This is a genomic window from Planococcus sp. PAMC 21323 (assembly GCF_000785555.1).
Lineage (GTDB): Bacteria > Bacillota > Bacilli > Bacillales_A > Planococcaceae > Planococcus.
The window spans coordinates 1,778,619-1,803,714 of record NZ_CP009129.1 but is presented as its reverse complement, the minus strand read 5'-3'; the positions used below and the strand labels follow the sequence as shown (position 1 = coordinate 1,803,714).

Annotated in this window: 28 protein-coding genes; 27 read left to right on the top strand and 1 reads right to left on the bottom strand. The window is 39.2% G+C overall.

Features of this window, described 5'->3' with window-relative positions; translation table 11 throughout:
- Positions 1-59: 59 nt before the first annotated feature.
- The 14 genes from ndk to PLANO_RS09080 all read left to right on the top strand — a co-directional run bounded on the left by ndk (position 60) and on the right by PLANO_RS09080 (position 11,656).
- Positions 60-506 carry a nucleoside-diphosphate kinase gene (gene ndk / locus PLANO_RS09145; protein WP_038704155.1) on the top strand — a complete coding sequence of 149 codons (447 nt, stop codon included), beginning with the start codon at positions 60-62 and terminating at the stop codon, positions 504-506.
- Positions 507-689: 183 nt separating this feature from the next.
- Positions 690-1,862, top strand: coding sequence for a chorismate synthase (aroC, locus tag PLANO_RS09140; protein ID WP_038704154.1), 1,173 nt, complete (start codon positions 690-692; stop codon positions 1,860-1,862).
- A 2-nt stretch (positions 1,863-1,864) separates the two neighbouring features.
- Positions 1,865-2,938 (top strand): 3-dehydroquinate synthase, encoded by a 1,074-nt coding sequence (aroB, locus tag PLANO_RS09135; RefSeq protein WP_038704153.1) that lies wholly within the window; start codon positions 1,865-1,867, stop codon positions 2,936-2,938.
- On the top strand, positions 2,938-3,321 hold the full coding sequence (gene aroH / locus PLANO_RS09130) for a chorismate mutase (RefSeq protein WP_038704152.1): 384 nt from the start codon (positions 2,938-2,940) through the stop codon (positions 3,319-3,321). Before aroB ends, aroH begins: the two co-directional genes overlap by 1 nt.
- Complete coding sequence (locus tag PLANO_RS09125) at positions 3,318-4,406, top strand: prephenate dehydrogenase (RefSeq protein WP_038704151.1); 1,089 nt, start codon at positions 3,318-3,320, stop codon at positions 4,404-4,406. Before aroH ends, PLANO_RS09125 begins: the two co-directional genes overlap by 4 nt.
- 16 nt (positions 4,407-4,422) lie before the next feature.
- Positions 4,423-5,706 carry a 3-phosphoshikimate 1-carboxyvinyltransferase gene (aroA, locus tag PLANO_RS09120; RefSeq protein WP_038704150.1) on the top strand — a complete coding sequence of 428 codons (1,284 nt, stop codon included), beginning with the start codon at positions 4,423-4,425 and terminating at the stop codon, positions 5,704-5,706.
- Between the two features lie 86 nt (positions 5,707-5,792).
- Complete coding sequence (locus PLANO_RS09115; RefSeq protein WP_038704149.1) at positions 5,793-7,046, top strand: tetratricopeptide repeat protein; 1,254 nt, start codon at positions 5,793-5,795, stop codon at positions 7,044-7,046.
- 14 nt (positions 7,047-7,060) lie between these two features.
- A complete protein-coding gene (locus tag PLANO_RS09110) occupies positions 7,061-7,621 on the top strand; it encodes a ReoY family proteolytic degradation factor (RefSeq protein WP_038704148.1) in 561 nt (186 codons plus the stop codon).
- A gap of 9 nt (positions 7,622-7,630) precedes the next feature.
- The gene (locus PLANO_RS09105; protein ID WP_038704147.1) at positions 7,631-8,083 is read left to right on the top strand and encodes a DUF2487 family protein; all 453 of its coding nucleotides are present in this window, start codon (positions 7,631-7,633) and stop codon (positions 8,081-8,083) included.
- Between the two features lie 140 nt (positions 8,084-8,223).
- Positions 8,224-8,727, top strand: coding sequence for a Rieske (2Fe-2S) protein (locus PLANO_RS09100; protein ID WP_038704146.1), 504 nt, complete (start codon positions 8,224-8,226; stop codon positions 8,725-8,727).
- A gap of 21 nt (positions 8,728-8,748) precedes the next feature.
- Entirely contained in the window at positions 8,749-9,423 is a 675-nt protein-coding gene (gene qcrB, locus PLANO_RS09095) for a menaquinol-cytochrome c reductase cytochrome b subunit (RefSeq protein WP_008431028.1), read from the top strand.
- 40 nt (positions 9,424-9,463) lie between these two features.
- A complete protein-coding gene (locus PLANO_RS09090; protein WP_038704145.1) occupies positions 9,464-10,246 on the top strand; it encodes a menaquinol-cytochrome c reductase cytochrome b/c subunit in 783 nt (260 codons plus the stop codon).
- 63 nt (positions 10,247-10,309) lie between these two features.
- Entirely contained in the window at positions 10,310-10,921 is a 612-nt protein-coding gene (locus PLANO_RS09085; protein WP_156108900.1) for a lipoprotein heptaprenylglyceryl N-acetyltransferase LhaT, read from the top strand.
- A gap of 51 nt (positions 10,922-10,972) precedes the next feature.
- Positions 10,973-11,656 (top strand): zinc metallopeptidase, encoded by a 684-nt coding sequence (locus tag PLANO_RS09080; protein ID WP_038704143.1) that lies wholly within the window; start codon positions 10,973-10,975, stop codon positions 11,654-11,656.
- A 39-nt stretch (positions 11,657-11,695) separates the two neighbouring features.
- On the opposite strand, the gene PLANO_RS09075 is transcribed toward PLANO_RS09080, so the two are convergent.
- Entirely contained in the window at positions 11,696-12,571 is an 876-nt protein-coding gene (locus tag PLANO_RS09075) for a YitT family protein (protein ID WP_038704142.1), read from the bottom strand.
- Between the two features lie 98 nt (positions 12,572-12,669).
- Between PLANO_RS09075 and PLANO_RS09070 the strand changes: the two genes are divergently transcribed.
- The 13 genes from PLANO_RS09070 (at position 12,670) to asnS (ending at position 25,074) form a co-directional block, all read left to right on the top strand.
- Positions 12,670-13,008, top strand: a complete 339-nt coding sequence (locus PLANO_RS09070; RefSeq protein WP_038704141.1) for a nucleotide pyrophosphohydrolase — start codon at positions 12,670-12,672, stop codon at positions 13,006-13,008.
- Positions 13,005-13,805: a 4-hydroxy-tetrahydrodipicolinate reductase gene (gene dapB, locus PLANO_RS09065; RefSeq protein WP_038704140.1), complete on the top strand. Its 801-nt coding sequence runs from the start codon at positions 13,005-13,007 to the stop codon at positions 13,803-13,805. The genes PLANO_RS09070 and dapB overlap by 4 nt, the downstream gene beginning before the upstream one ends.
- 13 nt (positions 13,806-13,818) lie before the next feature.
- Complete coding sequence (gene mgsA / locus PLANO_RS09060) at positions 13,819-14,223, top strand: methylglyoxal synthase (protein ID WP_038704139.1); 405 nt, start codon at positions 13,819-13,821, stop codon at positions 14,221-14,223.
- Positions 14,224-14,234: 11 nt separating this feature from the next.
- Complete coding sequence (gene bshA, locus PLANO_RS09055) at positions 14,235-15,377, top strand: N-acetyl-alpha-D-glucosaminyl L-malate synthase BshA (RefSeq protein WP_038704138.1); 1,143 nt, start codon at positions 14,235-14,237, stop codon at positions 15,375-15,377.
- A complete protein-coding gene (locus PLANO_RS09050) occupies positions 15,374-16,507 on the top strand; it encodes a CCA tRNA nucleotidyltransferase (protein WP_038704137.1) in 1,134 nt (377 codons plus the stop codon). Before bshA ends, PLANO_RS09050 begins: the two co-directional genes overlap by 4 nt.
- Positions 16,485-17,471, top strand: a complete 987-nt coding sequence (locus PLANO_RS09045; RefSeq protein ID WP_038704136.1) for a biotin--[acetyl-CoA-carboxylase] ligase — start codon at positions 16,485-16,487, stop codon at positions 17,469-17,471. Before PLANO_RS09050 ends, PLANO_RS09045 begins: the two co-directional genes overlap by 23 nt.
- 266 nt (positions 17,472-17,737) lie before the next feature.
- The gene (gene panC / locus PLANO_RS09040; protein WP_038704135.1) at positions 17,738-18,574 is read left to right on the top strand and encodes a pantoate--beta-alanine ligase; all 837 of its coding nucleotides are present in this window, start codon (positions 17,738-17,740) and stop codon (positions 18,572-18,574) included.
- 3 nt (positions 18,575-18,577) lie between these two features.
- On the top strand, positions 18,578-18,961 hold the full coding sequence (gene panD, locus PLANO_RS09035) for an aspartate 1-decarboxylase (RefSeq protein WP_038704134.1): 384 nt from the start codon (positions 18,578-18,580) through the stop codon (positions 18,959-18,961).
- Positions 18,962-19,099: 138 nt separating this feature from the next.
- Positions 19,100-21,862, top strand: a complete 2,763-nt coding sequence (dinG, locus tag PLANO_RS09030) for an ATP-dependent DNA helicase DinG (protein ID WP_038704133.1) — start codon at positions 19,100-19,102, stop codon at positions 21,860-21,862.
- A gap of 23 nt (positions 21,863-21,885) precedes the next feature.
- Positions 21,886-22,056 carry a YpmA family protein gene (locus PLANO_RS15855; protein ID WP_081976649.1) on the top strand — a complete coding sequence of 57 codons (171 nt, stop codon included), beginning with the start codon at positions 21,886-21,888 and terminating at the stop codon, positions 22,054-22,056.
- A gap of 8 nt (positions 22,057-22,064) precedes the next feature.
- A complete protein-coding gene (locus PLANO_RS09025) occupies positions 22,065-22,541 on the top strand; it encodes a cell wall elongation regulator TseB-like domain-containing protein (protein ID WP_038704132.1) in 477 nt (158 codons plus the stop codon).
- Positions 22,542-22,556: 15 nt separating this feature from the next.
- Entirely contained in the window at positions 22,557-23,747 is a 1,191-nt protein-coding gene (locus PLANO_RS09020; protein ID WP_038704131.1) for a pyridoxal phosphate-dependent aminotransferase, read from the top strand.
- Positions 23,748-23,778: 31 nt separating this feature from the next.
- Positions 23,779-25,074 (top strand): asparagine--tRNA ligase, encoded by a 1,296-nt coding sequence (asnS, locus tag PLANO_RS09015; RefSeq protein WP_038704130.1) that lies wholly within the window; start codon positions 23,779-23,781, stop codon positions 25,072-25,074.
- Positions 25,075-25,096 lie beyond the last annotated feature (22 nt).

Sequence of the window (25,096 nt, the reverse complement as noted above, 5' to 3'; positions counted from 1 at the left end):
ATGATAGTATTTTTTAAGGTGGGCAAAAAGCCCGAGCTTTTAATAGAGGAGTGTTTACATTGGAAAAAACATTTTTAATGGTTAAACCAGATGGCGTTCAACGCAACGTAATCGGAGAAATCGTCGCACGTTTCGAGAAAAAAGGATATCATTTAGCAGGCGCTAAATTAATGCAAATTCCTACTGAATTGGCTGAAGAGCATTACGGCGAGCACAAAGAGCGTCCTTTCTTCGGTGAATTAGTAGAATTCATCACTTCAGGTCCTGTATTCGCAATGGTATGGGAAGGCGAAAACGTTATTTTGACTGCACGTCAAATGATGGGCGCTACAAACCCTAAAGACGCAGCTCCAGGAACAATCCGCGGCGACTTCGCAGTTACTGTTGGGAAAAACATGATTCACGGTTCAGATTCTGCTGAAAGCGCAAAACGCGAAATCGGTTTGTTCTTCAAAGAAGAAGAATTAGTATCATACGAAAAAACAATGAATAACTGGGTTAACTAATTCACCCTTTGAAAGCCGTCCCTTTTGGGGGCGGTTTTTTTGTTGAATATGAATGTTTAATGAAGATAAAAATTTTCAATTGATTGAAGTTTCACTTTATGTGATTTTAATATAGAATTGAAGAATTATCTTATGGTATAGTGATACATAAATACTTTAGCACGTTGAAGGGAGAAAGTGTAAATGCGTTATTTAACAGCTGGAGAATCACACGGTCCGCAATTGACTGCCATCATAGAGGGGTTGCCGGCGCAGTTGCCTTTGACGGCAGAAATGGTTAATAAAGAACTTAAGAGACGCCAAGGTGGCCACGGTCGTGGCAGAAGAATGCAAATCGAAAAAGATACGGTTGAAATTGTATCTGGTGTACGACATGGTAAAACATTAGGTTCACCTGTCGCTTTAGTCGTCAAAAATGATGATTGGAAACATTGGACATCGATAATGGGAATTGAACCAATTGAAGAAACAGAAGAAGTGAAACGCCAAATAGCTCGTCCACGTCCAGGTCATGCAGATTTAAACGGTGGAATGAAATATGGTCACCGTGACCTTCGAAATGTCTTAGAACGCTCTTCAGCACGTGAAACAACCGTGCGTGTAGCAGTAGGGGCAGTTGCAAAGCAGTTATTAGCAGAACTTGGTATTAAAATTGTTTCTCACGTTACGGAAATCGGTGGTATAAAAGTGGATCCTGAAAGTTATATCGGGAAGTCAGTCGATGATATTCGTGAAATTGTTGAAAATGATGCGGTTTATTGTGCTGATCCAACAGTAACAAAAAAAATGACTGATTTAATTGATCAAACGAAAAAAAATGGAGATTCAATCGGTGGTACTGTCGAAGTTATTGTCGAAGGTATGCCAGCAGGTATTGGAAGCTACGTTCATTATGACCGTAAACTGGATGCGAAACTTGCTGCGGCAATAATGAGCATTAACGCTTTTAAAGGTGTTGAGTTTGGGTTAGGATTTGAGATGGCTAGAAAACCAGGCAGTGAAGTTCATGATGAAATTTTATGGGACAAAGAAAATGGCTATACACGTAACACAAATAATTTAGGTGGATTTGAAGGTGGTATGACGACAGGCATGCCAATTATTGTAAGAGGTGTGATGAAACCAATTCCTACTTTATACAAACCACTAAAAAGTGTAGATATTGAAACAAAAGAACCGTTCCAAGCAAGCATTGAACGTTCAGATAGTTGTGCAGTACCAGCAGCTTCAATTGTTGCGGAACACGTTGTAGCTTGGGAAGTAGCAAACGCATTATTAGATCAGTTTGATGCGGATCAAATGCCGCGTTTGGTTGATAACTTGAAAAACTACATGAATTACACGAAGGAGTTTTAAGCATGAAGCAATTGCAGGTCGAAGCTGATCATCCTTATCTTGTCCATATTGGTGCCGGAGCATTCGATTTGTTTGCGGATACTTATCGCCCTTTACTAGATGCGGCTGACCAGATTGTGGTTATCGCTGATGAAAAAGTGGCCGAGCTTCACTTACAATATTTGTTGAATTATTTAACCGATTGGGACATTCGTGTATTAACGATTCCTGCCGGGGAAAGTGCGAAATCTGTGGAGACCTTTATGGCCTGCCACAGCTTTCTGCTATCTGAAAACTGTTCTCGAAATTCGATATTATTAGCATTTGGCGGAGGAGCTACTGGAGACGTTGCAGGATTTGTTGCATCAACCTTTATGCGCGGCATTCCTTTTATTCAGCTTCCAACGACGATTTTGGCTCATGATAGCGCAGTAGGCGGAAAAACAGCGATCAATCATGAGTTGGGTAAAAATATGATTGGCACATTTTATCAGCCAAAAGCTGTTTTATACGACAGCGCATTATTAAACACTTTACCCCCTGGAGAAGTCCGTTCTGGAATGGCTGAAGTGATCAAACACGCTTTTATATCCAATGAACAATGGCTGTCAGAGCTGTTAGCGATTGAAGATTTTAGTCTTTTGACTGAAGAAGATTTAAATCGTCATTTAGAAAAAGGAATTGCTGTAAAAGCGGCAATTGTTGAAGAGGATGAATTTGAAGGCGGCGTTCGAAAATATTTGAATTTCGGCCATACTTTGGCTCATGCCCTGGAAGGTAATTTAGGGTACGGTAAGATTACACATGGCGAAGCGGTCGTACTTGGAATGTCCTATGCATTATTATTATCAGGCCATAAAAAATTGGATGAATTTATTCAGTGGGCGAAGGTAAATGACTATCCGCTTAACTTGCTACAAGAAATTCAATTTGAAGCATTATTGCCATATATGAAAAAAGATAAAAAGTCATCAAGAGGGGAACTGAATTTTGTTCTTCTTGAACAGACAGGTCAGCCATATGTGGACAAAGTAGATGAACAGCGTGCCTTTGCAGCCTACGAAAAATTAGTTTTACAGATAGGAGAAGTGATTTGATGATACGTGGAGTAAGAGGAGCAATTACGGTTTCTACAGATCAGGCAGAAGAAGTGCTAAAAGAAACAAAACGTCTTGTTTTGGAAATGGCCAAAGAAAATAAAATTGAACCAGACGATGTCGCATCAGTCATCATTTCAACGACAACTGATATTTCATCAGCTTTTCCTGCAAAAGCCGTGCGAACAATAGATAATTGGAATTATGTACCGGTTATGTGCACACATGAAATGGATGTTCCTGGGAGCATGCCTCTATGTATTCGTGTCATGATGCATGTGAATACACAACTAGAGCAAAAAGAAATTCACCATGTTTACTTAAATGAAGCGACGAAACTGCGTCCGGATCTATCAGCAAAAAGCCAGGTGATTTCAAAGTGACCAAGCACGTATTAATCATTGGATTAGGCTTAATCGGTGGATCTTTGGCAAAAGCGCTTCAGCGTAACAAGGATGTCCATGTGGCAGGCTACGATTCAAGTGCATTAACAGCGCGAAAAGCTTTTAAAATGGGCATCATACATAGTTCACCGCCATCGCTCGAACAAGCTGCAGCGGAAGCTGATGTGATTGTTTTTGCTACGCCAGTTGGAGCGACCATTAAACTAATGGAGCAAAGCAAATACTGGAAACTAAAAGACGATGTCATTTTGACAGACACAGGCAGTACGAAATTGAAGATAATGGAAGCTTCTAAAAAGCTAAACCGCCTGTTTATTGGTGGTCACCCAATGGCAGGGTCGCATAAAAGTGGTGTAGAAGCAGCAAAAGAAGTGTTGTTTGAAAATGCTTTTTATATTTTAACACCTGATGAAAAAACTGATGAGAAAAGTCTTCAATTTCTTAAAGATTTACTGTCGGTCACAAAAGCTAAAATCAAAGTGCTAGCAGCAGAAGAACATGATCATATGACAGCGGTGGTTAGTCATTTTCCGCATTTAATCGCAGCTTCACTTGTTCATCAATTAGACCAAGAAAATAAATTTCCATTTGCACGGCAACTGGCAGCTGGTGGTTTTCGAGACACAACGCGTATCGCATCAGCAAATCCAGAAATGTGGCGAGATATCACGACTCAAAACAATGCCATGATTGTTCATCAATTAGACAACTGGATGCAACAAATGGAGCATTTGAAAGAAATGCTCCAACAAAATGATCCCGAACCAATCGAACAATTTTTTAATCATGCAAAAGTCGTTAGAGATGAGCTCCCGATTGCTGGTCACGGGGCGATGTTCTCTGTATTTGATTTATACATAGATATACCGGATGTGCCTGGTATTATTTCTGAACTGACTGGTTATTTAGCAGAAGAACAAATCAGCATTGTCAATATTCGAATTTTAGAAACGCGTGAAGACGTATTTGGTATTCTCGTTATTAGTTTTCAAACAAACGAAGACCGTACGCGTGCGCAAAAATGCATTACTACACGAACAGTTTACGATACATATATTTCCTGAGAGGAAGGGTCACTCTATGGCATTATCGTTAGCATTTAAAAAACCAAGTTTAAAAGGTAGCATACTTGTTCCAGGAGACAAATCTATTTCTCACCGGGCTATTATGTTCGGGTCGATCGCAACTGGTAAGACGACAGTTGAAGGTTTTCTTATGGGAGATGATTGTTTAAGTACGATTGCTTGTTTTAAAAAGCTTGGCGTCAAAATTGACGTTACAGATGAATTAGTGACAATTGAAAGCGAAGGAGAAGAGTTTTGGGAAGAGCCTTCAGAAGTTTTGGATACAGGAAACTCTGGAACGACCACACGCTTAATGCTTGGACTATTAGCCGGCACATCTTTTCATGCAGTGATGGCTGGAGATGAGTCAATCGCTAAACGCCCAATGAAGCGCATCATTAATCCGCTTCGTGAGATGGGTGCGGATATTCGTGGTCGCCAAGACGGACAATATACGCCGTTGGCAGTTCAGGGAACGCCATTAAAAGCAATTGAATACACATTGCCAGTAGCCAGTGCGCAAGTCAAATCAGCCGTTCTACTGGCTGCTTTAAAAGCAGAAGGTGAAACAATCATCCATGAACCTATCGCCTCGCGTGATCATACAGAAATAATGATAGAACATTTTGGCGCAACAATTACACGGGAAGATCATGTAATCAAACTTGAAGGCGGTCAAAAACTGACAGCTGCTCATGTTCAAGTACCCGGTGATATATCTTCTGCGGCATTTATGATAGGAGCTGCTTTAATTACAGAGGATAGTAAAGTTACGTTAAATAATGTTGGCATTAATCCGACACGTACAGGAATTTTAGATGTAGTTGAAAAAATGGGCGCTATTATTGAAATAAAAGAAAAAGAAATTGCAGGCGAGCGTTCAGCAGATTTAACCATTTATTCAAGTGCTTTAAAAGGCATAGAAATTGGTGGAGATTTAATCCCTCGATTAATCGATGAAATTCCATTGATTGCATTGATTGCCACTCAAGCAGAAGGTACGACTGTGATCAAAGATGCAGAAGAGTTGCGAGTAAAAGAAACTGATCGGATTGCCGCAGTTGTAAAAGAATTGTCGAAAATGGGAGCGGATATTGAAGCTACCGAAGACGGCATGATTATTCATGGTCCAACTGTATTATCAGGTGCTGAAATGACTTCTTACGGCGATCATCGTCTAGGAATGATGGCAGCAATTGCCGCACTCGTTGCAACCGATGAAGTTGCGATTGACGATCCGGAATGCATTTCAATATCATATCCGAACTTTTTCGAACAACTGAATTTACTGACAAATTAACTCTCCATTTGGAGAGTTTTTTTATTATGATAATAGAAGTATTTCGTGTAGGATGAAAGTAAGAATGTGAAGGAATAGGTGATAGCATGGCGAATATTGAACAAATACAAAAAGCGGTAGAACAAGGAGACCCAAATCTCTTAAATACATTATTAGATGATTATTTACTAAAAGGTGACCCAGACGAACAATACGGTTTATCTGAATGGTTAGCAGAAATAGGCTTTGTAGAAGAAGCCATAAAAGTAATCGAGCATTTACAATATATTTTCCCAGAAGAAGCACAATTGACGATCGACCGAGCCAATTTATTAATTGATGCTGATCGAGAAGATGATGCATTGAATGCCTTAATGGAAATTCCAAAAGACAACGAATTATATGCACAAGCGCTTGTATCATTAGCAGACTTGTTTCAATTACAAGGCTTGCTTGAAGCAGCTGAGAATCGTTTAAACGAAGCGATAGACTTAATGCCGGAAGAACCTCTATTACAACAAGCAAAAGCTGAACTGCTACTAGATTCTGGACGTTATCTTGAATCGGCAAAAATTTATCAAGAGCTTGAAGCGCAACAGGTAGTTATAGAAGGTGTTAATATCGCAGAAAGACTAGCTGAAGTTTATAGTGCTGGAGCTGCTTACGAAGAAGCTTTACCTTATTACGAAAAAGCGCTTGAAGATTTTGCGACACCCGACGTACTTTTTGGCGCAGCATTTGCGGCATTTCAAACTCGTCAATACGAGATGGCAGTGCGTCGACTTGACGAATTGATTGGCGTTGATCCGGATTACTTTTCTGCCTATTTGCTAAAAGCACAAAGTTATAATATGGCTGAAGATTACCAACCTGCTTATCAGGCAATAAGTGAAGGAATTGCTAGAGATGAATTTGATAAGGAGCTGTACTTATTTGCAGGCAAGCTTGCTTTGAAACTGGGCAAAGCACCTGAAGGTGTAGAACATCTACGTCAAGCAATTGCACTAGATCCTGAATACATGGAGGCCATTTATACATTAGTATCGTACTTTCATGCGCAAGAACAAGATGCAGAAGTTCTTGAACTTGCAGAAATGGTGATTGAAAGTGGAGACGACTGGGCTGGTCTTTATCCAATGGTAGCTGAAGCTTACGAACGCTTAGAAAATTACAAGCAGGCAACTGTTTACTATGAAAAAGCGTATTCATCGTTTAGAGACGATGTTGTATTTTTGAAGAAATATGCCTTATTTTTAATAGAAGAAGGGAAAAGAGAACTCGCTCTCGAAATAATAAAAGAACTGCAAGTGTTAGAACCAGAAAATCCAGAATGGTTTGATTGGCAACAGTCTTTTGAATGAAAGGAGGAAATTTCATGACCGCTTCAATATCAGTAGGTGAAAAAAAGCAATTTGTCCGTTGGTTTTTGCAATCCTACAAGATGAAAAGACGTGAATGCATTTGGATTTTAAATTATATGTTGAGCAATGAAGATCTGCTTGAGAAAACCCATTTTGTTGAAGAAGCGCATTATTGTCCACGCGCAATGGTCATGTCCTCAACAGATTCGAAAGAAATCCCATTCCGTTTTTACAAAGGGAATTTAATGACGGCAGATGCAGAAAAATCATTTCATGATTTGCGTTTAAATCCCGATGAACATTTGTATATCCAATTGAATTTCCCTAGCATTCCGCCACCTCCATTATATTTGTCGGTATTGGAAGAAAATCCATATATACCCGAAGATGCATCTATCGATGAACAAGATCGTCAAATTGCTGAGAAAATTTTAAAGGAAAGCATGTCTGTTTTCCATGAAGAAACAATTTATAAACAAATTGATGAAGCATTAGATGCCAATGATCGCGACCGTTTTTTTGAACTATCAGCGATATTACAGGCGTTCAAAGCTATTAAAAAAGACGGAGAGTGAAAAATCACTATGCATTTTATCGGCAAAGAAATTGATCAATATTTAAGCCAACAAGATTATATCGATACAGCTGTAGTGCCACTTTTGCAGTTGGATTTAAGTGAAGCTGGGATGAAGTCAAGTGCAGGCGCATCTGAATACTTGCAAAACTTAACAGCTTTACTAGAAAAGCAATTTAAAGGGCGGATCCTTTTGCTTCCGCCTATTTCTTATGGCAAAAGAGCAAATCGCCAGCGAATTGCAGATGAACTGTTGGCAGAATTAACGCATACAAAATTTAAACACATTTTTTATTTAACAACAGATTCTGAATGGCGAACAATTGACAGTTTAAAAAATGTTTTATGGCTACCGGCAATTCCGATGGAGGATATGGACCAATCCTTTAAAAATTCGGTCATGGAAGACCAATTGAGACAGGTATTGCCGCTATTTACAAAAGAATGGTCACATCATTCATGAAATGTTCACAAACTGCTTGAATAGGCTATATGCGATATTGACCTTAAGATTTGATTGATATATCATTAGGTTGTCCTAGTAATTATATTTGAATGAGTATGTCCATTGGACTGACCTTGAATGTTAGAGGGGGGAAAAGGATGAGTAATAATCGTGTATCACGACGTCAATTTTTAGGCTACACTTTAACAGGTGTAGGTGGTTTCATGGCAGCAGGTATGTTAATGCCAATGGTTCGTTTTGCAGTAGACCCGATTCTTCAGGAAAAAGAAGGCGGAGACTACGTTTTAACTGATCAAGCTGTAGCTGATATTACGGAAGAGCCAGTACGCGTCGACTTTACATTTGAACAAACAGACGCTTGGTATGTATCTGAAGTAACGAATTCAGCTTGGGTGTATAAAGAAGGCGATAAATTAATCGCACTTTCACCAGTTTGCAAACATTTAGGCTGTACAGTGAACTGGGCCGGAGATCCAGAACACCCGACACAATTCTTCTGTCCATGTCACGCAGGCCGTTATGAGAAAAACGGACAAAACATCCCGGGAACACCGCCGCTTGGACCACTTGATGAGTATAAAGTCAAAGAACAAGATGGTTTTGTTGCAATCGGCGCAGTAAGAGACAACACACTAGTTTAATAGTTAGGGGGTACGACACCAGTGCTAAACAAGTTATATGATTGGGTTGATGAGCGATTAGACATTACGCCTATCTGGCGTGATATTGCTGACCATGAAGTACCTGAGCACGTAAACCCCGCACACCACTTTTCAGCATTTGTTTATTGTTTTGGGGGACTTACATTTTTCATTACAGTAATTCAGATCTTATCCGGTATGTTCTTAACAATGTATTATGTGCCAGATATTGAAAATGCTTGGCAGTCGGTTTACTATCTTCAAAATGAAGTTGCTTTTGGAGAAATCGTGCGTGGGATGCATCACTGGGGAGCTTCACTAGTAGTTGTTATGATCTTCCTTCATACACTACGAGTATTCTTTACAGGTTCTTATAAGAAACCTCGCGAGCTAAACTGGGTAGTAGGCGTACTACTATTCGGCGTAATCCTTGGATTAAGCTTTACAGGCTACTTGCTTCCATGGGATATGAAAGCTTTATTTGCTACAAAAGTTGGGATTGAAATTGCAGCTTCTGTACCGGTAATCGGTGAATCGATCAAAATTCTATTGGCTGGGGATTCAACAATTCTTGGTGCACAGACTTTGACACGATTCTTCGCTATCCACGTCTTCTTCTTACCTGCAGCGTTGCTTGGGTTGCTAGCTGCTCACTTTATCATGATTAGAAGACAAGGTATTTCAGGACCGCTATAATTTATCCCGCAACAAGGATTTTTTTAAGGAGGGAACACTTATGCATCGCGGAAAAGGGATGAAATTTGTAGGGGATTCGCGTGTTCCAAGTATGGAATTCCGTAAGCCGAATGTTCCTAAAGATTACTCCGAATACCCTGGTAAAACAGAAGCTTTCTGGCCAAACTTCCTTTTGAAAGAATGGATGATTGGTGCAGTCTTCTTAATCGGTTATCTGCTTTTGACGGTTGCTCATCCTTCACCTCTTGAAGGTCAGGCTGATCCAACGAATACAGCATATATTCCTTTACCAGACTGGTATTTCTTGTTCTTATATCAATTACTAAAATACGAATTTGCATCTGGACCATTTAACGTGGTTGGAGCTATCATCGTTCCTGGCCTTGCTTTTGGAGCACTTATGTTAGCACCGTTCTTAGACCGCGGTCCGGAAAGACGTCCTTCAAAACGCCCATTACCTACAGGATTTATGATTCTTGCTATCATATCAATCATTTTCCTAACATGGGAATCAGTAGCAAACCATGACTGGGAAGCTGCTGAAGCGCAAGGACAAATTAAAGAAGAAGTGGAAATTGATACGACTGATCCAGGATATGAAGTTTATGCTGGCGCCGCTTGTATTAGTTGCCATGGCGATAATTTAGAAGGAGCAGTTGGACCTTCTCTTGCTGGTACTGGTTTAACTCCTGAAGAAATCGCTGATATTGCTGTTAACGGGATTGAAAAAGACGGCAATCAAGTAATGCCTCCATCTTGGGACGGAACAGATGAAGATCTGCAAGTTCTAGCTGAGTTTATTTCAGGCCTTGAAGCAGAATAATTATTAATAGAAAAAGAGTCGGGAAACCGACTCTTTTTTTCTATCTTGAAAGGAAGAAAAATGATGCTTTCCTTTGCAGTTAAAATTTCAACTTGGTTGATGTATCGACCATTTTTAATTTTGTTATTTATAGTAAACTTAGCAGGTTCGGTATATGGATACATATGGTATGGCTGGCAATTAAAAATTACAGAACCAATTTTTCTGATTTTTGTACCCGATAGCCCGACTGCAAGTTTATTTTTCACTATTGTGCTTGGTTTGTGGATTTTCGGCAAACGCAATCGATTAATTGAAGCCTTGGCTTTTGTCACATTGATTAAGTATGGCCTATGGGCAGTTGTGATGAACTTGCTCACATTATGGGAAACCGGTTCAATTGGCTGGATAGGTTGGATGCTAATAGGCTCACATTTTGCGATGGCGTTACAAGCTGTGCTTTATATCGAACATTATCGTTTTGGTTGGCTATCTGTTGCGTTAACAGCTGTTTGGACATTGCATAACGATGTAATCGATTATGTCTTTGGGCAAATGCCTATATATAGTAGATTAAGTGAGTATAGTAGTCAAATTGGTTATTTTACATTCTGGCTTTCAATTATTTGTGTCGGATTCGCCTTTTATGTTGCTCATTTAAACAAAGCGCAATCCATTTCAGTTGACCAATATTGACTAATTTAAGTAAAATAAGAGTATCAAGTAGAAAGAGGTGTTGATTTAGACATGGGAATAGGCGGTTATATCTTCTATTTTATCCTTTTGCTAATCATCCCATTATGGGCTCAATTTAAATTAAAAAGAACATATGCTAAATACTCAAAAATTCGTTCGACATCAGGTCACACAGGTGCTCAAGTAGCACGTATTATTTTGGATGCTAATGGGTTACAAGATGTTAAAGTCATTGAAAGTCGAGGCATGTTGAGTGATCATTATAATCCGTTAACAAAGATTGTGGCACTCAGTAGCCATAACTATAACGAGGCATCAGTTGCGGGTACTGCGGTAGCGGCTCATGAAGTAGGTCATGCTATTCAAGATGCAGAGGATTATTCGTTCTTGCGTCTGCGACATCGCCTTGTGCCAATCGTTAACGTTTCATCAAATATGTCGTGGATCTTTATTATGATTGGCTTCTTCTCCGCATGGAGTGGCGCGTTATTGATCGGTATTATTTTATTAGCGGCGGGTGTAGTATTCCAGCTGATCACTTTGCCGGTTGAGTTTAACGCTTCAAGTCGAGCGATGGACCAATTACTATCACATAACATTATTCGAAACGAAGAAGAACGCCATGCAAAAAAAGTGTTAAGTGCTGCAGCCATGACTTATGTGGCAGCTACAGCAGTTGCAGTTCTTGAACTTGCTAGATTAATCTTGATCTATACAGGCATGAATCGCTCATAAAAAAACGGCCCAACGCGGGCCGTTTTTTTCGTGGAAAAATTATTCGATTGGTCGTTTTTCTTCATCAAGTGTAAATCCTTCACCCATCACATCGTGAACATCCATTAAGGAAACAAAAGCATGAGGGTCTACAGAGTTAATAATATTTTTTAAGCGCACAATTTCATTTTTTGCTATTACGCAATACAATACTTCTCTTTCTTCTTTAGTAAAGTGGCCATAGCCACGAAGAATTGTAATACCTCGGTCCATTTCAATCGCAATGCGACTAGCGATTTCTTCTTGAGAATTTGAAATAATGAGAGCGCCACGACCAGAATAAGCTCCTTCTTGTACAAAATCAATAACGCGCGCACCTACAAAGACTGCGACAAGCGTATACATCATTGAGCGGTGATCAAGAAATGTCAGCCATGATAACATAATCACGCCTGCATCGAACAAAAACATGGTTTTTCCCATACTCCAGCCTATGTATTTTTGAGCTAAACGCGCTATGATATCAACGCCGCCTGTTGTACCGCCATAACGGAAAATAATTCCGAGTCCAACACCTACAAAAACACCTGCAAATAATGCAGCTAAAAACAAATCATCTTGCAAATTAATTTGTATTTCATAGACAAGGAAAATCTTTAAAAATACAGAAACGGCTACGGTTCCTATGATGGTATAGTGAAAGACTTTTCTGCCAAGAAGTTTCCATCCGATGAAAAACAATGGAATGTTTAATAGAAGGTTCATTAAAGCAGGGTCCCAATTAAAAATAAAGTACAAAATCAATGTAATACCTGCAAAACCGCCTTCTCCTAGTTCATTTTGAATATTAAAATGAACAAAACCGAAACTATAAATAGCAGCTCCTATAAGGATGAAAAAAACATTTTTTAGTTTTAATTCTTTCAATTCCGCCATGCCCCTTTCGTAAATGTCAACCTCTGTATTATCGTTGAAATTTTGTATTTTGACAACATGCATTGTTTTCTTTACGATTGACTGAGGAGCGTGATGATATGAGCGGCGAAAAAACCATGAAACAGCTTCAGCAAGAGGTTGACACATACATTGGACAATTCAAAGAAGGTTATTTTCAACCTATGGAAATGATGGCTCGTTTGACCGAAGAACTTGGTGAACTTTCTAGAGAAGTCATGCACGAGTACGGTCCGAAAAAAAAGAAAAGTTCAGAGGCTGAAAACAGTATCGAAGAAGAGATGGGTGACGTCCTATTCGTTTTAATCTGTATGGCTAACTCAATGAACATAAATTTAGCGGATGCACATGACCGAGTAATTGATAAATTCAGCAGTAGAGACCAAAATCGCTGGACACGAAAAGAGGAACATAAATGACAATTCGCGTAGCAATTGCAGGAGCAAGAGGGAAAATGGGTAAAGAAGCAGTACATACCGTTATGAATCATGCTGAAATGGAACTAGTTTCAGTTTTAGATTACAAAAGAGTAGGCGATACATTAGCTGACACAAACTTATTTCCTTCTAGTTTTACTGCGCCTATCTTTATTGATTTGGAGCAGCTCAACACTGAAACTAGGCCGGACGTACTTGTCGATTTAACTACACCAGAATTTGTTTATGAACACACAAAGCAGGCGTTGGAATTGAAGATTCGTCCAGTTGTTGGTACTACAGGCTTTTCTGATGAACAATTAAAAGAGTTAAAGGCACTTTCGAAAAACTCGGGAATAGGGTGTATTATTGCACCGAATTTTGCAATTGGAGCAGTACTAATGATGAAATTTGCAGAACAAGCGGCGAAATACTTACCCGACATTGAGATTATTGAAATGCATCATGACCAAAAACTTGATGCTCCATCTGGCACTGCGATGAAAACGGCACATCTGATTTCGCAGCAACGTCCGATTCACGAACAAGGACATGTCCACGAAAAAGAAATTCTTGAAGGTGCCCGTGGTGCAAACTATGACGGTATGCGTATCCACAGTGTTCGATTACCTGGTTTGGTAGCTCATCAACAAGTGTTACTTGGCGGAGAAGGACAAATGCTCACACTTCGACATGATTCATTTAATCGAGGCTCATTTATGTCAGGTGTGATTTTATCTATCCAAACTGTGATGGAAAAACAAGAATTGATCTATGGTTTAGAACACATAATCGATTAAAGGGGACGATATTATGAATATAGCTCTAATTGCTCATGACCGTAAAAAAGATGACCTGATTCAATTCTCTTTAGCGTATGAAGAGATTTTATCTGAACACTCGCTTTTTGCAACAGGGACGACAGGACAACGAATTATCGACGAAACCGATTTGGCAGTTACTCGTTTTCGTTCGGGGCCACTGGGTGGCGATCAGCAAATCGGTGCAATGATCGCACAAGATGAAATGGATATGATTATTTTTTTCCGTGATCCATTGACTGCACAACCTCATGAACCAGATGTAACGGCGTTAATCCGTCTGTGCGACGTCTATGGCATTCCTTTAGCTACAAATATGGGGACGGCTGAAGTTCTTCTTAAAGGCTTAAAAGAAGGCTTTATAGACTGGCGCCTGCTTGGAGAAAGAAGAGGATAGGAGAGAATAACGTGCGAAAAATGAAAATCGGCATTACTTGCTATCCTACAGTTGGCGGGTCTGGAGTTATTGCCACAGAGTTGGGAAAAATGTTGGCGGAAAAAGGACACGAAGTTCATTTTATTACGTCAAGCACTCCTTTCCGTTTAAATAAAACATATCCAAATATTTTTAATCATCAAGTTGATATCAATACGTATTCCGTATTTCAATACGCTCCTTACGACATTGCTTTAGCCACTAAAATTTCTGAAGTGATTAAAAATGAAGGGCTGGACCTCCTCCATGTTCATTATGCAATTCCACATGCAGTTTGCGCTATACTCGGACGTGATATGGCAGGGTCGAATATTGGAATAGTGACAACTCTCCATGGAACCGATATTACGGTATTAGGATCGGATTCTTCCCTAAAAGAAGCAATTCGTTATGGGATTGAAAAATCAGATATTGTAACAGCCGTCTCTAATTCACTCAGAGATCAGACTTATGAGCTTATTCAACCCAATAAGAAGATTGAGACAGTTTACAATTTTGTCGATGAAAGAGAGTACCATCCAAAAAACGAAACGAAGTTGAAGGAACAACTTGGCATTGATCCTGCTGAAAAAGTGTTGATACACGTTTCAAACTTCCGCAAAGTTAAGCGGGTACAAGATGTGGTAGAAACTTTTTCGTTGGCCCGTAAACAAATTCAATGCAAATTATTATTAGTAGGCGATGGACCGGAAATGGGGAGAATCATTCAACAAGTGCGCGACCTAAAACTAGAAGAGCATGTATTATTCCTTGGTAAACGAGACGACCTTGCAGAATTTTATAGTATTAGTGACATCAAGCTGTTACTTTCTGAAAAAGAAGCGTTTGGTTTAGTGCTACTTGAAGCAATGGCGTGCGGAGTTCCAGTTATAGGCGCAAACATCGGTGGTATGCCTGAAATTATTAATCCTGGTGTCAATGGATTTCTTGTTGAGCTAGGAGACACAGAACAGGCTGCTCGATATATTGTAGACATGTTGAGTGATGAAACTCAATTGCAAAACTTGCGTCAAGGCGCATTGGATACAGTGTCTGCACATTTTCATTCTTCAAAAATTTTGGAGCAATATGAAGGCTTATACGAACAGCTGATGCCACAGGATGATAATCAATGAATACGGCCACTAAAGTAATTCACACATTAAAAGCAGCGGGATTCGAGGGCTATATTGTAGGTGGAGCGGTGCGCGATTTATTATTAGGAAAGACACCACATGATATGGATGTAGCTACATCAGCTTTGCCCCAGCAAGTAAAAGCATTATTTGACCGTACTGTTGATACAGGTATTGATCACGGAACAGTTTTAGTATTACTGGATGGAGAAGGCATTGAGGTGACGACGTTCCGCACAGAGAGCAGCTATTCCGATAACCGCCGACCAGATTCTGTAGAATTTGTTCTTTCGCTTGAAGAGGATTTGCGCCGTCGTGATTTTACGATCAATGCAATGGCGATGACAGAAGACTTAACGATAATCGATCCTTTTGGTGGAAAAGAAGATTTGCGAAATAAAGTAATTCGTGCAGTTGGTGATCCCGATGAACGTTTTGAAGAAGACGCATTGCGAATGTTACGAGCGATCCGCTTTTCGGGGCAGCTTGATTTTATTATCGATATGAAAACACTTTTATCCATAAGACGACATGCACGTTTAATTCGATTTATTGCTGTTGAACGCTTAAAGTCAGAAATTGATAAAATATTTGTCAATCCAAGTATGCAAAAAAGCATGGCCTACTTGAAAGATTCTGTTTTAACAAGATTTCTGCCAGTAGGCGGTCTTTTTGAAGTGGATTGGATTCCATATCAACCAAATGGCAGACCTACTTATGGCTGGTTTTATTTGTTACATCAACAAAAACGCCAGTTTTCAGATATAAAAGATTATCGTTTTTCAAATGAAGAAAAAAGACTAATTGAAAAAAGTTTAGAATTGACCACGTTAAACACTTGGGATCAATGGACATTTTATAAGTACACATTAGAACAATTAGCAATGGCTTCTCGTGTAATGGGGAAAACGACTGATTTAGCTACTATCAAGCAACAATTACCGATTCAGTCGAGATCTGAGCTTGCAATCGATGGCTGGGATTTAATCGAGTGGACCGGGGTGAAATCCGGGCCATGGATAAAAGTATGGATTGAGAAAATTGAAAGACTAATCGTTTACGGGCTATTGATAAACGACAAAGAACTGATAAAGGACTGGTTTGAAGATGAATATCACAGTCACACTTAAAATAGTAAAACGGTTAATAGAATCGAATGGTGAAGCTGTCTCAGGCCAGCAATTAGCAGATGAATTCGGGATTTCCAGAACGGCTATCTGGAAACATATTAAAGAGCTCGAAGAAAAAGGGTATGAAATTGAATCGGTTAAACGCAAAGGCTATCGCATCATTACCTCTCCAGATACATTAGAGCCTTTAGGTATTCAAACAGGATTGAAAACAAAACGTATTGGACAAGTCATTGAATATGTAGAAAGTTGTGCATCCACTCAAATTATTGCCCATCAACTAGCACAAGAAGGTGCGCCAGATGGAACTGTAGTGTTGACAGAAACTCAGACGGCCGGACGAGGTAGAATGGCTCGGAAATGGGATTCTGCCGCTAAAAAAGGCGTTTGGATGAGTATTATTTTAAGGCCAAATGTAGCACCACAAAAAGCTCCTCAATTCACATTAGTAACTGCTGTAGCAATTGTTCGTGCAATCGAAGAAGTCACTAAATTGCAGCCGAAGATTAAATGGCCAAACGATATTTTACTTGATGGTAAAAAATGCACAGGGATTTTAACCGAACTTCAATCTGATGCAGACGGTATACAAGCTTTGATCATTGGGATCGGATTAAACGTCAATCAAGAAAAAGAAGATTTTGATGTGGAAGTTCAAGAAATCGCGACTTCGTTAAGAATGGCAGATGGAGAAACCATTAATCGTCAAAAACTAGTGCAGTCAGTGTTGTATTACATGGAGCTTTATACACAAATGTATATTGACGAAGGATTTGGCATGTTGAAAATTTTGTGGGAAAGTTATTCAACAACAATAGGACATCCTGTGAGAGCACGAATGACTAATCATACGCTTGAAGGCATCGCAGAAGGAATTACTGATGAAGGAGTACTTCAACTTCGGACATCTGACGGAAAACTTCACGGCATTTATTCAGCTGATATTGAAATGGCTGGTTCTTAAAAAATTCACTTTCTTCTATAGCCTAATGTCACAAAGAGCATAGAATATATTTATTTATGAAATTCTGTTATAGTATTTTTAATGGGCAGTATCGTTTACGAACTGCACCAAACAACCGTAAGACACTTAAAATGAATACTAATATGTTCTGCCTTGATCAAATTCACGACAGGGACGGAGGAAACCTAACGCAAACTTACTGTCCTTCTGTCTTTTTTTAGCAGAAGGGCTTTTTATATGGTTTTCTTCCCGAGAGGAGAGAAAAAATGTTAATTTTACAGACGGTTAACGAATTGAAAGAATGGGTTCGTGATACTAAAGGAGCAGGCAACACCATCGGTTTAGTACCAACTATGGGGTTTCTACATGAAGGGCATCTTTCGCTAATCGAAAAAGCAAAAGCAGAAAACGATAAAGTGGTTATGAGTATATTTGTCAATCCCGCTCAATTTGGACCTAATGAAGATTTTGATCGCTACCCAAGAGACTTAAAACGTGATCAAGAACTTGCTGAATTGGCAGGCACGGATGTTATTTTTGCGCCAAGTGTAGGAGAAATGTATCCGCGTGAAAGTCAAATCCAACTAACTGCAGGGGCGCAGGCAGACGTGCTGTGCGGTGCGAAAAGACCAGGTCATTTTGATGGGGTTTTAAAAGTAGTAACCAAGCTATTTCATTTAGTCCAAGCAGATTTAGCTTATTTTGGTCAAAAAGACGCGCAACAATTAGCAATTATTGAATCGCTAGTGGAAGATTATAATTTTCCAATGGCTATACGGAGAGTCGAAACGGTTCGTGAAGATGACGGACTTGCGAAAAGCTCTCGTAATGTTTACTTGAGCGATGCTGAGCGAAATGAAGCACCTCATTTGAAAAAAGCATTGGAAATGGGCAAAAGTTTATTTTTGCAAGGTAAAGATCCGATTGAACCAATGACTGCCTATTTAACACAACAGACAACTGGAATCATCGATTATATTGAATTGCTCGATTATCCAACATTAACAACTGATATTCAAAAAGATGCCATATTAGCGCTAGCTGTAAAGTTTGAAAAAGCACGTTTAATCGATAACATTATTTTCAATCCAAAGGGGAACTGACTCATGCTTAGAATGATGTTAAATTCAAAAATTCATCGCGCAACTGTAACGGAAGCAGATTTAAATTATGTAGGAAGCATTACGATCGATCAAAATTTACTTGATTCGGTTGGCATGTTGCCAAATGAAAAAGTTCATATAGTCAATAATAATAACGGTGCACGTTTTGAAACGTATATTATTGCAGGAGAGCGTGGCAGTGGCGTTATTTGTGTAAACGGTGCGGCGGCTCGTCTTGTACAACGCGGAGATATCGTCATTATTTTATCGTACGCTTATGTAATGAATGAAAACGCGCGTGACCATAAACCAACAGTTGCCATTATGGATGCCGAAAACCAAATTAAAGAAATTATTCATTACGAACCTGAAGCAACCGTAATGTAAGCTAACAGCTCCCAAAGAGGGAGCTGTTTTATTTTATAGAGCGGAACAAAAAGAAGATTGAATTTTCATCTTGAAAGCTTAAAGCGACAGGATATGTTACAATTTTTCTAGGCAATCACCTAAGAAAGAGGGGCTAAGATGAATACGCAAAAGTATGTCGTTGTCGATATTGAAACAACGGGCCATTCCCCTGCAAAAGGTGACCGGATTATTCAACTTGCGATGGTAACGATTGAAAACGGTGAAATCACCGATACATATACAGAATTTATCAACCCGGGTCGAACGATTCCGTTGTTTATACAAGACTTGACGAATATTACAGACGCTGATGTTGCAGGGGCCAAGTCTTTTGAACATTATGCAGAAACGGTTTATGAAAAAATGCAAGATGCTATTTTTGTAGCGCACAATACTAATTTCGATTTGCCTTTTTTGCAGGCTGAACTTAAACGTAGCGGTTTACCAAAGTGGCAAGGCCTGACAATGGATACGGTCGAATTAGTAAGGTTGATGTATCCTACAGCATTCAGCTTTAAATTACAGGACATTACTTCAGAACTCGGTATACCGTTAGAAAGTGCTCACCGCGCAGATGATGATGCAATGGCAACCGCACTTTTATTTTTACGTGCAAAACAAGATTTAGCGTCATTGCCTTATGCGACATTAGCATTTCTTCACAAACGATCATTCCAATTGAAATCAGATTTGTCTCGTCTTTTTTTTGAATTAACACAGAAAAAAAGAAATGAACAGGCTGATGATTTTGACAGGTTTCAAGGTATCCCATTAAAACCAAGACGTTTATTTGAAGTAGGACAAAACAATAAACAATCCAACTCGCGCGATTGGCGTGAAGGGTTAGAAAAAGTGTTTCCGAATTTCGAGAAAAGACCAAGTCAATACGATATGATGACGTCGATTGAGGACGCATTGACTCAAAAAAAGGAATTGGTAATCGAAGCATCTACAGGGATGGGCAAAACAATTGGCTATTTACTGCCAGCAGTAAACTTTGCGCTCGACACAGGAAAACAAGTATTGATCAGTACCTATACAACACATCTACAAGATCAACTGGTGTTAAAAGAAGGGCAAATGGTCGAAAAATATATTGGTGCACCAGTACGTATCTCGTTAATTAAAGGGGTATCTCATTATATTGATTTGGCACGATTTGTTGAATTGCTGCAAGGTGACGATGAATCTTATGATGAGACGTTTACGATAATGCAGGTGTTGGTTTGGTTAACAGCCACTGAAACTGGAGATTTAAACGAAATCAATGCATCAAGTGGCGGACAATTTGTTCTTGATAAAATTCGTCGATCCCACATTCGAAAACTGAACAAACAAGAAAAACAAGCTGATTTTTATGAGTTTGCATTAAAACAAGCACAACATGCACATGTCATCGTGACAAATCACGCATTCTTACTAAATCAACACTTAAGTAAAAAGTCGATTTTAGCCAATGTCGATGCATATATTTGGGATGAAGCGCATCAAGTTGTGCAAGCAGCAGTTTCTCAACACGAAAAAACATTTGTTTATACACAGTGGAAGTATATTTTTGGCCAAATTGGCAGTTTAGATGATCAACAATTAGCTGCTACATTATTGGAGACGGCACAACGAACTGGATTTTCTACCATAGCTGAGATGTTGAAACTAGAATCCTTGTTTTTGAAATTCACGTCCCTATTTGACGAAATTTCTAATTTAATCGCACATGAATTTGCAACAAAGTTTGCAGCGAGTCGACATAAAAAAAATTCGGCTCTTTTAAGTGAATTATCACTTGAAGACAGTCGCTTTACCGAAATGCTTTTTTACTTAAATGAATGGATTGATTTGTCTCAACTCGTTTTACAAAAAGCTGAACGATTAACTGAAAAAACGATTAAAGATCAATTGACGATAGCCGATTGGCGCTATTGGACAGAGGAAATGATGGTGAAAGCGGTAGAGTTTAGTGAAATATTTGTCTTTCCATTAGCTGGGGAAGTTAGTTGGATAGATGGCGACTTGAGAAGTTTGCCAACGAGTCTCTCTTTATACAAACGCCCTTTTGCAGTAACATCTTTAGTAGACAAAGTAATGAATCCAGCACGAATCGATAAAGCGATTATTTGGCTGTCAGGTACGATGACGGTTCCGGCGAATGAACGATTTATTGTCAACCAAATTGGAATCCCGCAGCACGTTCCTATTATGAAATTTGAACCACCAAAAGGTTTCTATCGTGGCGCACATGTTTATATAGTTGAGGACATGCCTGATATTCAAAATGTTTCTCAACATGAATACATTGAATCGGTAGCAGATGCCGTTATTCAAACAGTACTTGTGACAGAAGGCCGTTGTTTTGTATTGTTTACGTCACAAGATATGTTACGAAAAACAGTAGACTTAATTCAAGATACAGGTTTACTCGATGAATACATGTTATTTGCACAAGGTATTTCATCAGGAAGTCGTATGAAGTTATTGAAATCTTTCCAGCGTTTTCAAAAGTCCGTTCTTTTTGGAACAAATAGTTTCTGGGAAGGAGTAGATGTTCCGGGAGATGCGCTTCGTGCAGTAGTAGTGGTGCGCTTGCCTTTTACATCGCCTGAAGAACCAATTTTCAAAGCGCGATCTGAAGTTATTATGCGACAAGGAGTCAATCCATTTCTACAATATGCTTTACCAGAAGCGGTACTTCGTTTACGTCAAGGGTTTGGGCGTTTAATCCGTTCGAAAAACGATAAAGGCTTATTTATCGTTTTAGACCGAAGAATTGAGACAAAATCATATGGTCGAGAATTTATAAATGCATTGCCTGAAGTCAAAGTGTCCAAAGTGTCATTAGAAAAGATGGTAACCGATATTGAAGCTTGGTATAATAAGCAATGATATAACGAAAGGAAGGCGTAAGCATGGAATCAAAAATCGAAGTGATCTCAACAGTAGAACTTACGTATCAAAAAGATTTATATAAAGTGGTAGACGCCTTAAATCGTACGTTGAAAGATAGAGATTTGATGTTCGGGCTAGCGCTTGATAAAGAGAATGCTGAAAAAGCGATTTTCACAATATATAAAACATAGGTGATTATATGAGACAATGGATTACATTTATACTTGGATTTCTGTCTTTTTTGGCAGTGACTATAATCATCATGGTATTGTTTTTAGGCAATAAACCTTATTCTGAGACTGAAGACCAAGCAATTGAACGCGCAAAAAGTGAACAGTTAATTGAAGATGTAGAGAGAGCATATGTATATACAAATGCTCAAGCATCAGTGACAGTACTTGGAACGAATGCTAAAGGTGAGTTAACGGCAGTTTTTGTACCAGAAGGTGATGGGAAGGTACAAACACTTTCCTTAACAGATAAAATCACGGCTCAACAAGCACGCGAATTGGTTCTTAATGAAATGGACGTCAAAAAAATACTGCATACAAAACTAGGTATGGAAAGTGAAGAGCCAGTATGGGAAGTTGCTTTTGTTGATGAAAAAGACACGTTAAATTATGTTTATTTATCAGCAGACGATGGACAATGGAGAAAACGTATATTGAACTTGTGAAAGGGCGGAAGAACTTTGATCAACTTAGCAAATCGTGTACAAACTTTAACACCTTCTACAACATTAGCAATCACTGCTAAAGCAAATGAGTTAAAAGCACAAGGCGTCGACGTCATCGGTCTTGGAGCAGGTGAGCCTGATTACAATACACCTGAAAACATCCTTGAAGCAGCTTATCAGTCTATGAAAGACGGGAAGACGAAATACACACCAGCTGGAGGTCTTCCGGCATTAAAAGAAGCCATCATCAATAAATTGCAACGTGACCAAGGCTTGAATTATTCGCAAAAAGAAGTAATGGTAGGGATTGGCGCGAAGCATGTGCTTTATACATTGTTCCAAGTGTTATTAAACGAGGGCGATGAAGTAATTATCCCGATTCCGTATTGGGTGAGTTATCCTGAACAAGTGAAATTAGCACAAGGCGTACCTGTATACATAGAAGCAACAGCCAGTCAGGAGTACAAAATATCTCCTCTACAACTTAGAGAAGCTATTACAGACCGGACAAAAGCAGTGATTCTTAATACACCAAGTAATCCAACAGGTATGATTTATTCAAAAGAAGAATTAGAAGCGCTAGCAGAAGTTTGCCGCGAATTTGATATTTTAATCGTATCTGATGAAATTTATGAAAAATTAATTTATGGAGATGTAAAACATACATCTATTGCTACTCTTTCAGAAGACGCAAAAAAACGGACGATTTTAATAAACGGAGTATCAAAATCGCATTCTATGACAGGATGGCGGATTGGCTACGCTGCAGCTGATGCTAGTCTGATAAAAGCAATGACGGATTTAGCAAGTCATTCAACATCAAATCCAGTGACAACGTCTCAATACGCAGCCATTGAAGCCTATAACGGGCCACAAGATGCTGTTGAAGAAATGCGTCAAGCATTTGAAGAACGCTTGAATATTATTTTCCCTAAAGTTCAAGCGATTCCTGGCTTTAAAGTTCTTCGTCCACAAGGTGCATTTTATTTATTGCCAGATGTTTCAGAAGCAGCTACAAAAACAGGATATGCATCTGTTGATGATTTCGTAACGGCTTTGTTAACAGAAGCAAATGTTGCGGTTATCCCAGGTTCAGGATTTGGCGCGAATTCAACAATTCGATTGTCGTATGCGACATCGCTTGAAACCTTAACAGAAGCTGTCGAACGCATTCATCAATTTGTAACATTGAAATGGAAAGACTAAGACAACATTATTCTATGGAGGCTATTGCTAGATGAAAAAAATTACTATTGCCGAAATGGCTAAACATAACGGAGAAACAATTAAATTAGGCGCGTGGATTGCTAACAAACGGTCAAGTGGAAAAATCGCATTCTTACAGCTACGCGACGGTTCAGGATTTGTACAAGGTGTTGTCGTAAAAGCGGAAGTTGGCGATGAGCTATTTGCTACTGCTAAAGGACTGACACAAGAAACTTCAGTTTATGTGACTGGAGAAGTAAAAGAAGACGAGCGCTCTGCTTTTGGTTATGAGCTAGCTGTTACAGGTATCGAAGTTATCCATGAAGCAAAAGATTTCCCTATTACGCCGAAAGAACACGGGCCAGAATTTCTTATGGACAACCGTCACTTATGGTTACGTTCTCGTAAACAACATGCCATTATGAAAGTGCGTAACGAAATTATTCGTGCGACTTATGAATTCTTTAACGATAACGGTTTTGTAAAAGTCGATCCTCCGATCTTAACTGGATCTTCTCCAGAAGGGACTTCTGAATTATTCGCAACAAAATACTTTGACGAAGATGCCTATTTGTCTCAGTCCGGGCAGCTTTATATGGAAGCAGCGGCGATGGCACTTGGAAAAGTATTTTCGTTTGGTCCAACGTTCCGAGCGGAAAAATCTAAAACGCGCCGTCACTTAATCGAGTTTTGGATGATTGAACCGGAAATGGCATTTATCGAACATGCAGAAAGTTTAGAAGTACAAGAGCAATATGTTTCTCATATTGTTCAGTCAGTTTTGAAAAACTGCAAACTAGACTTGGATCGTCTTGGTAGAGACGTATCGAAACTTGAAAAAATTAAAGCGCCATTCCCTCGTGTTTCTTATGATGATGCGATTAAATGGTTAAACGATAATGGATTTGATGATATTAAATGGGGCGAAGATTTTGGTGCACCACACGAAACAGCATTAGCAGAAAGCTATGATATGCCAATATTTATCACTCATTACCCGATCGGCATCAAGCCATTCTACATGCAGCCGCATCCAGATCGTGACGATGTTGTGCTATGTGCAGACATGATTGCCCCAGAAGGATATGGGGAAATTATCGGTGGCTCAGAACGGATTCATGATTATGAATTAATGAAAAAACGCATTCAAGAACATAATTTAGATGAAGAGGCATATGCTTGGTATTTAGACTTAAGTAAATACGGAGCAGTTCCGCATTCTGGATTTGGTTTAGGTCTTGAACGTACAGTAGCTTGGATTAGTGGTGTGGAGCATATTAGAGAGTCCATTCCATTCCCACGTCTATTAAACCGTTTATACCCATAAAAATGAATAATAGGAAAGGTGG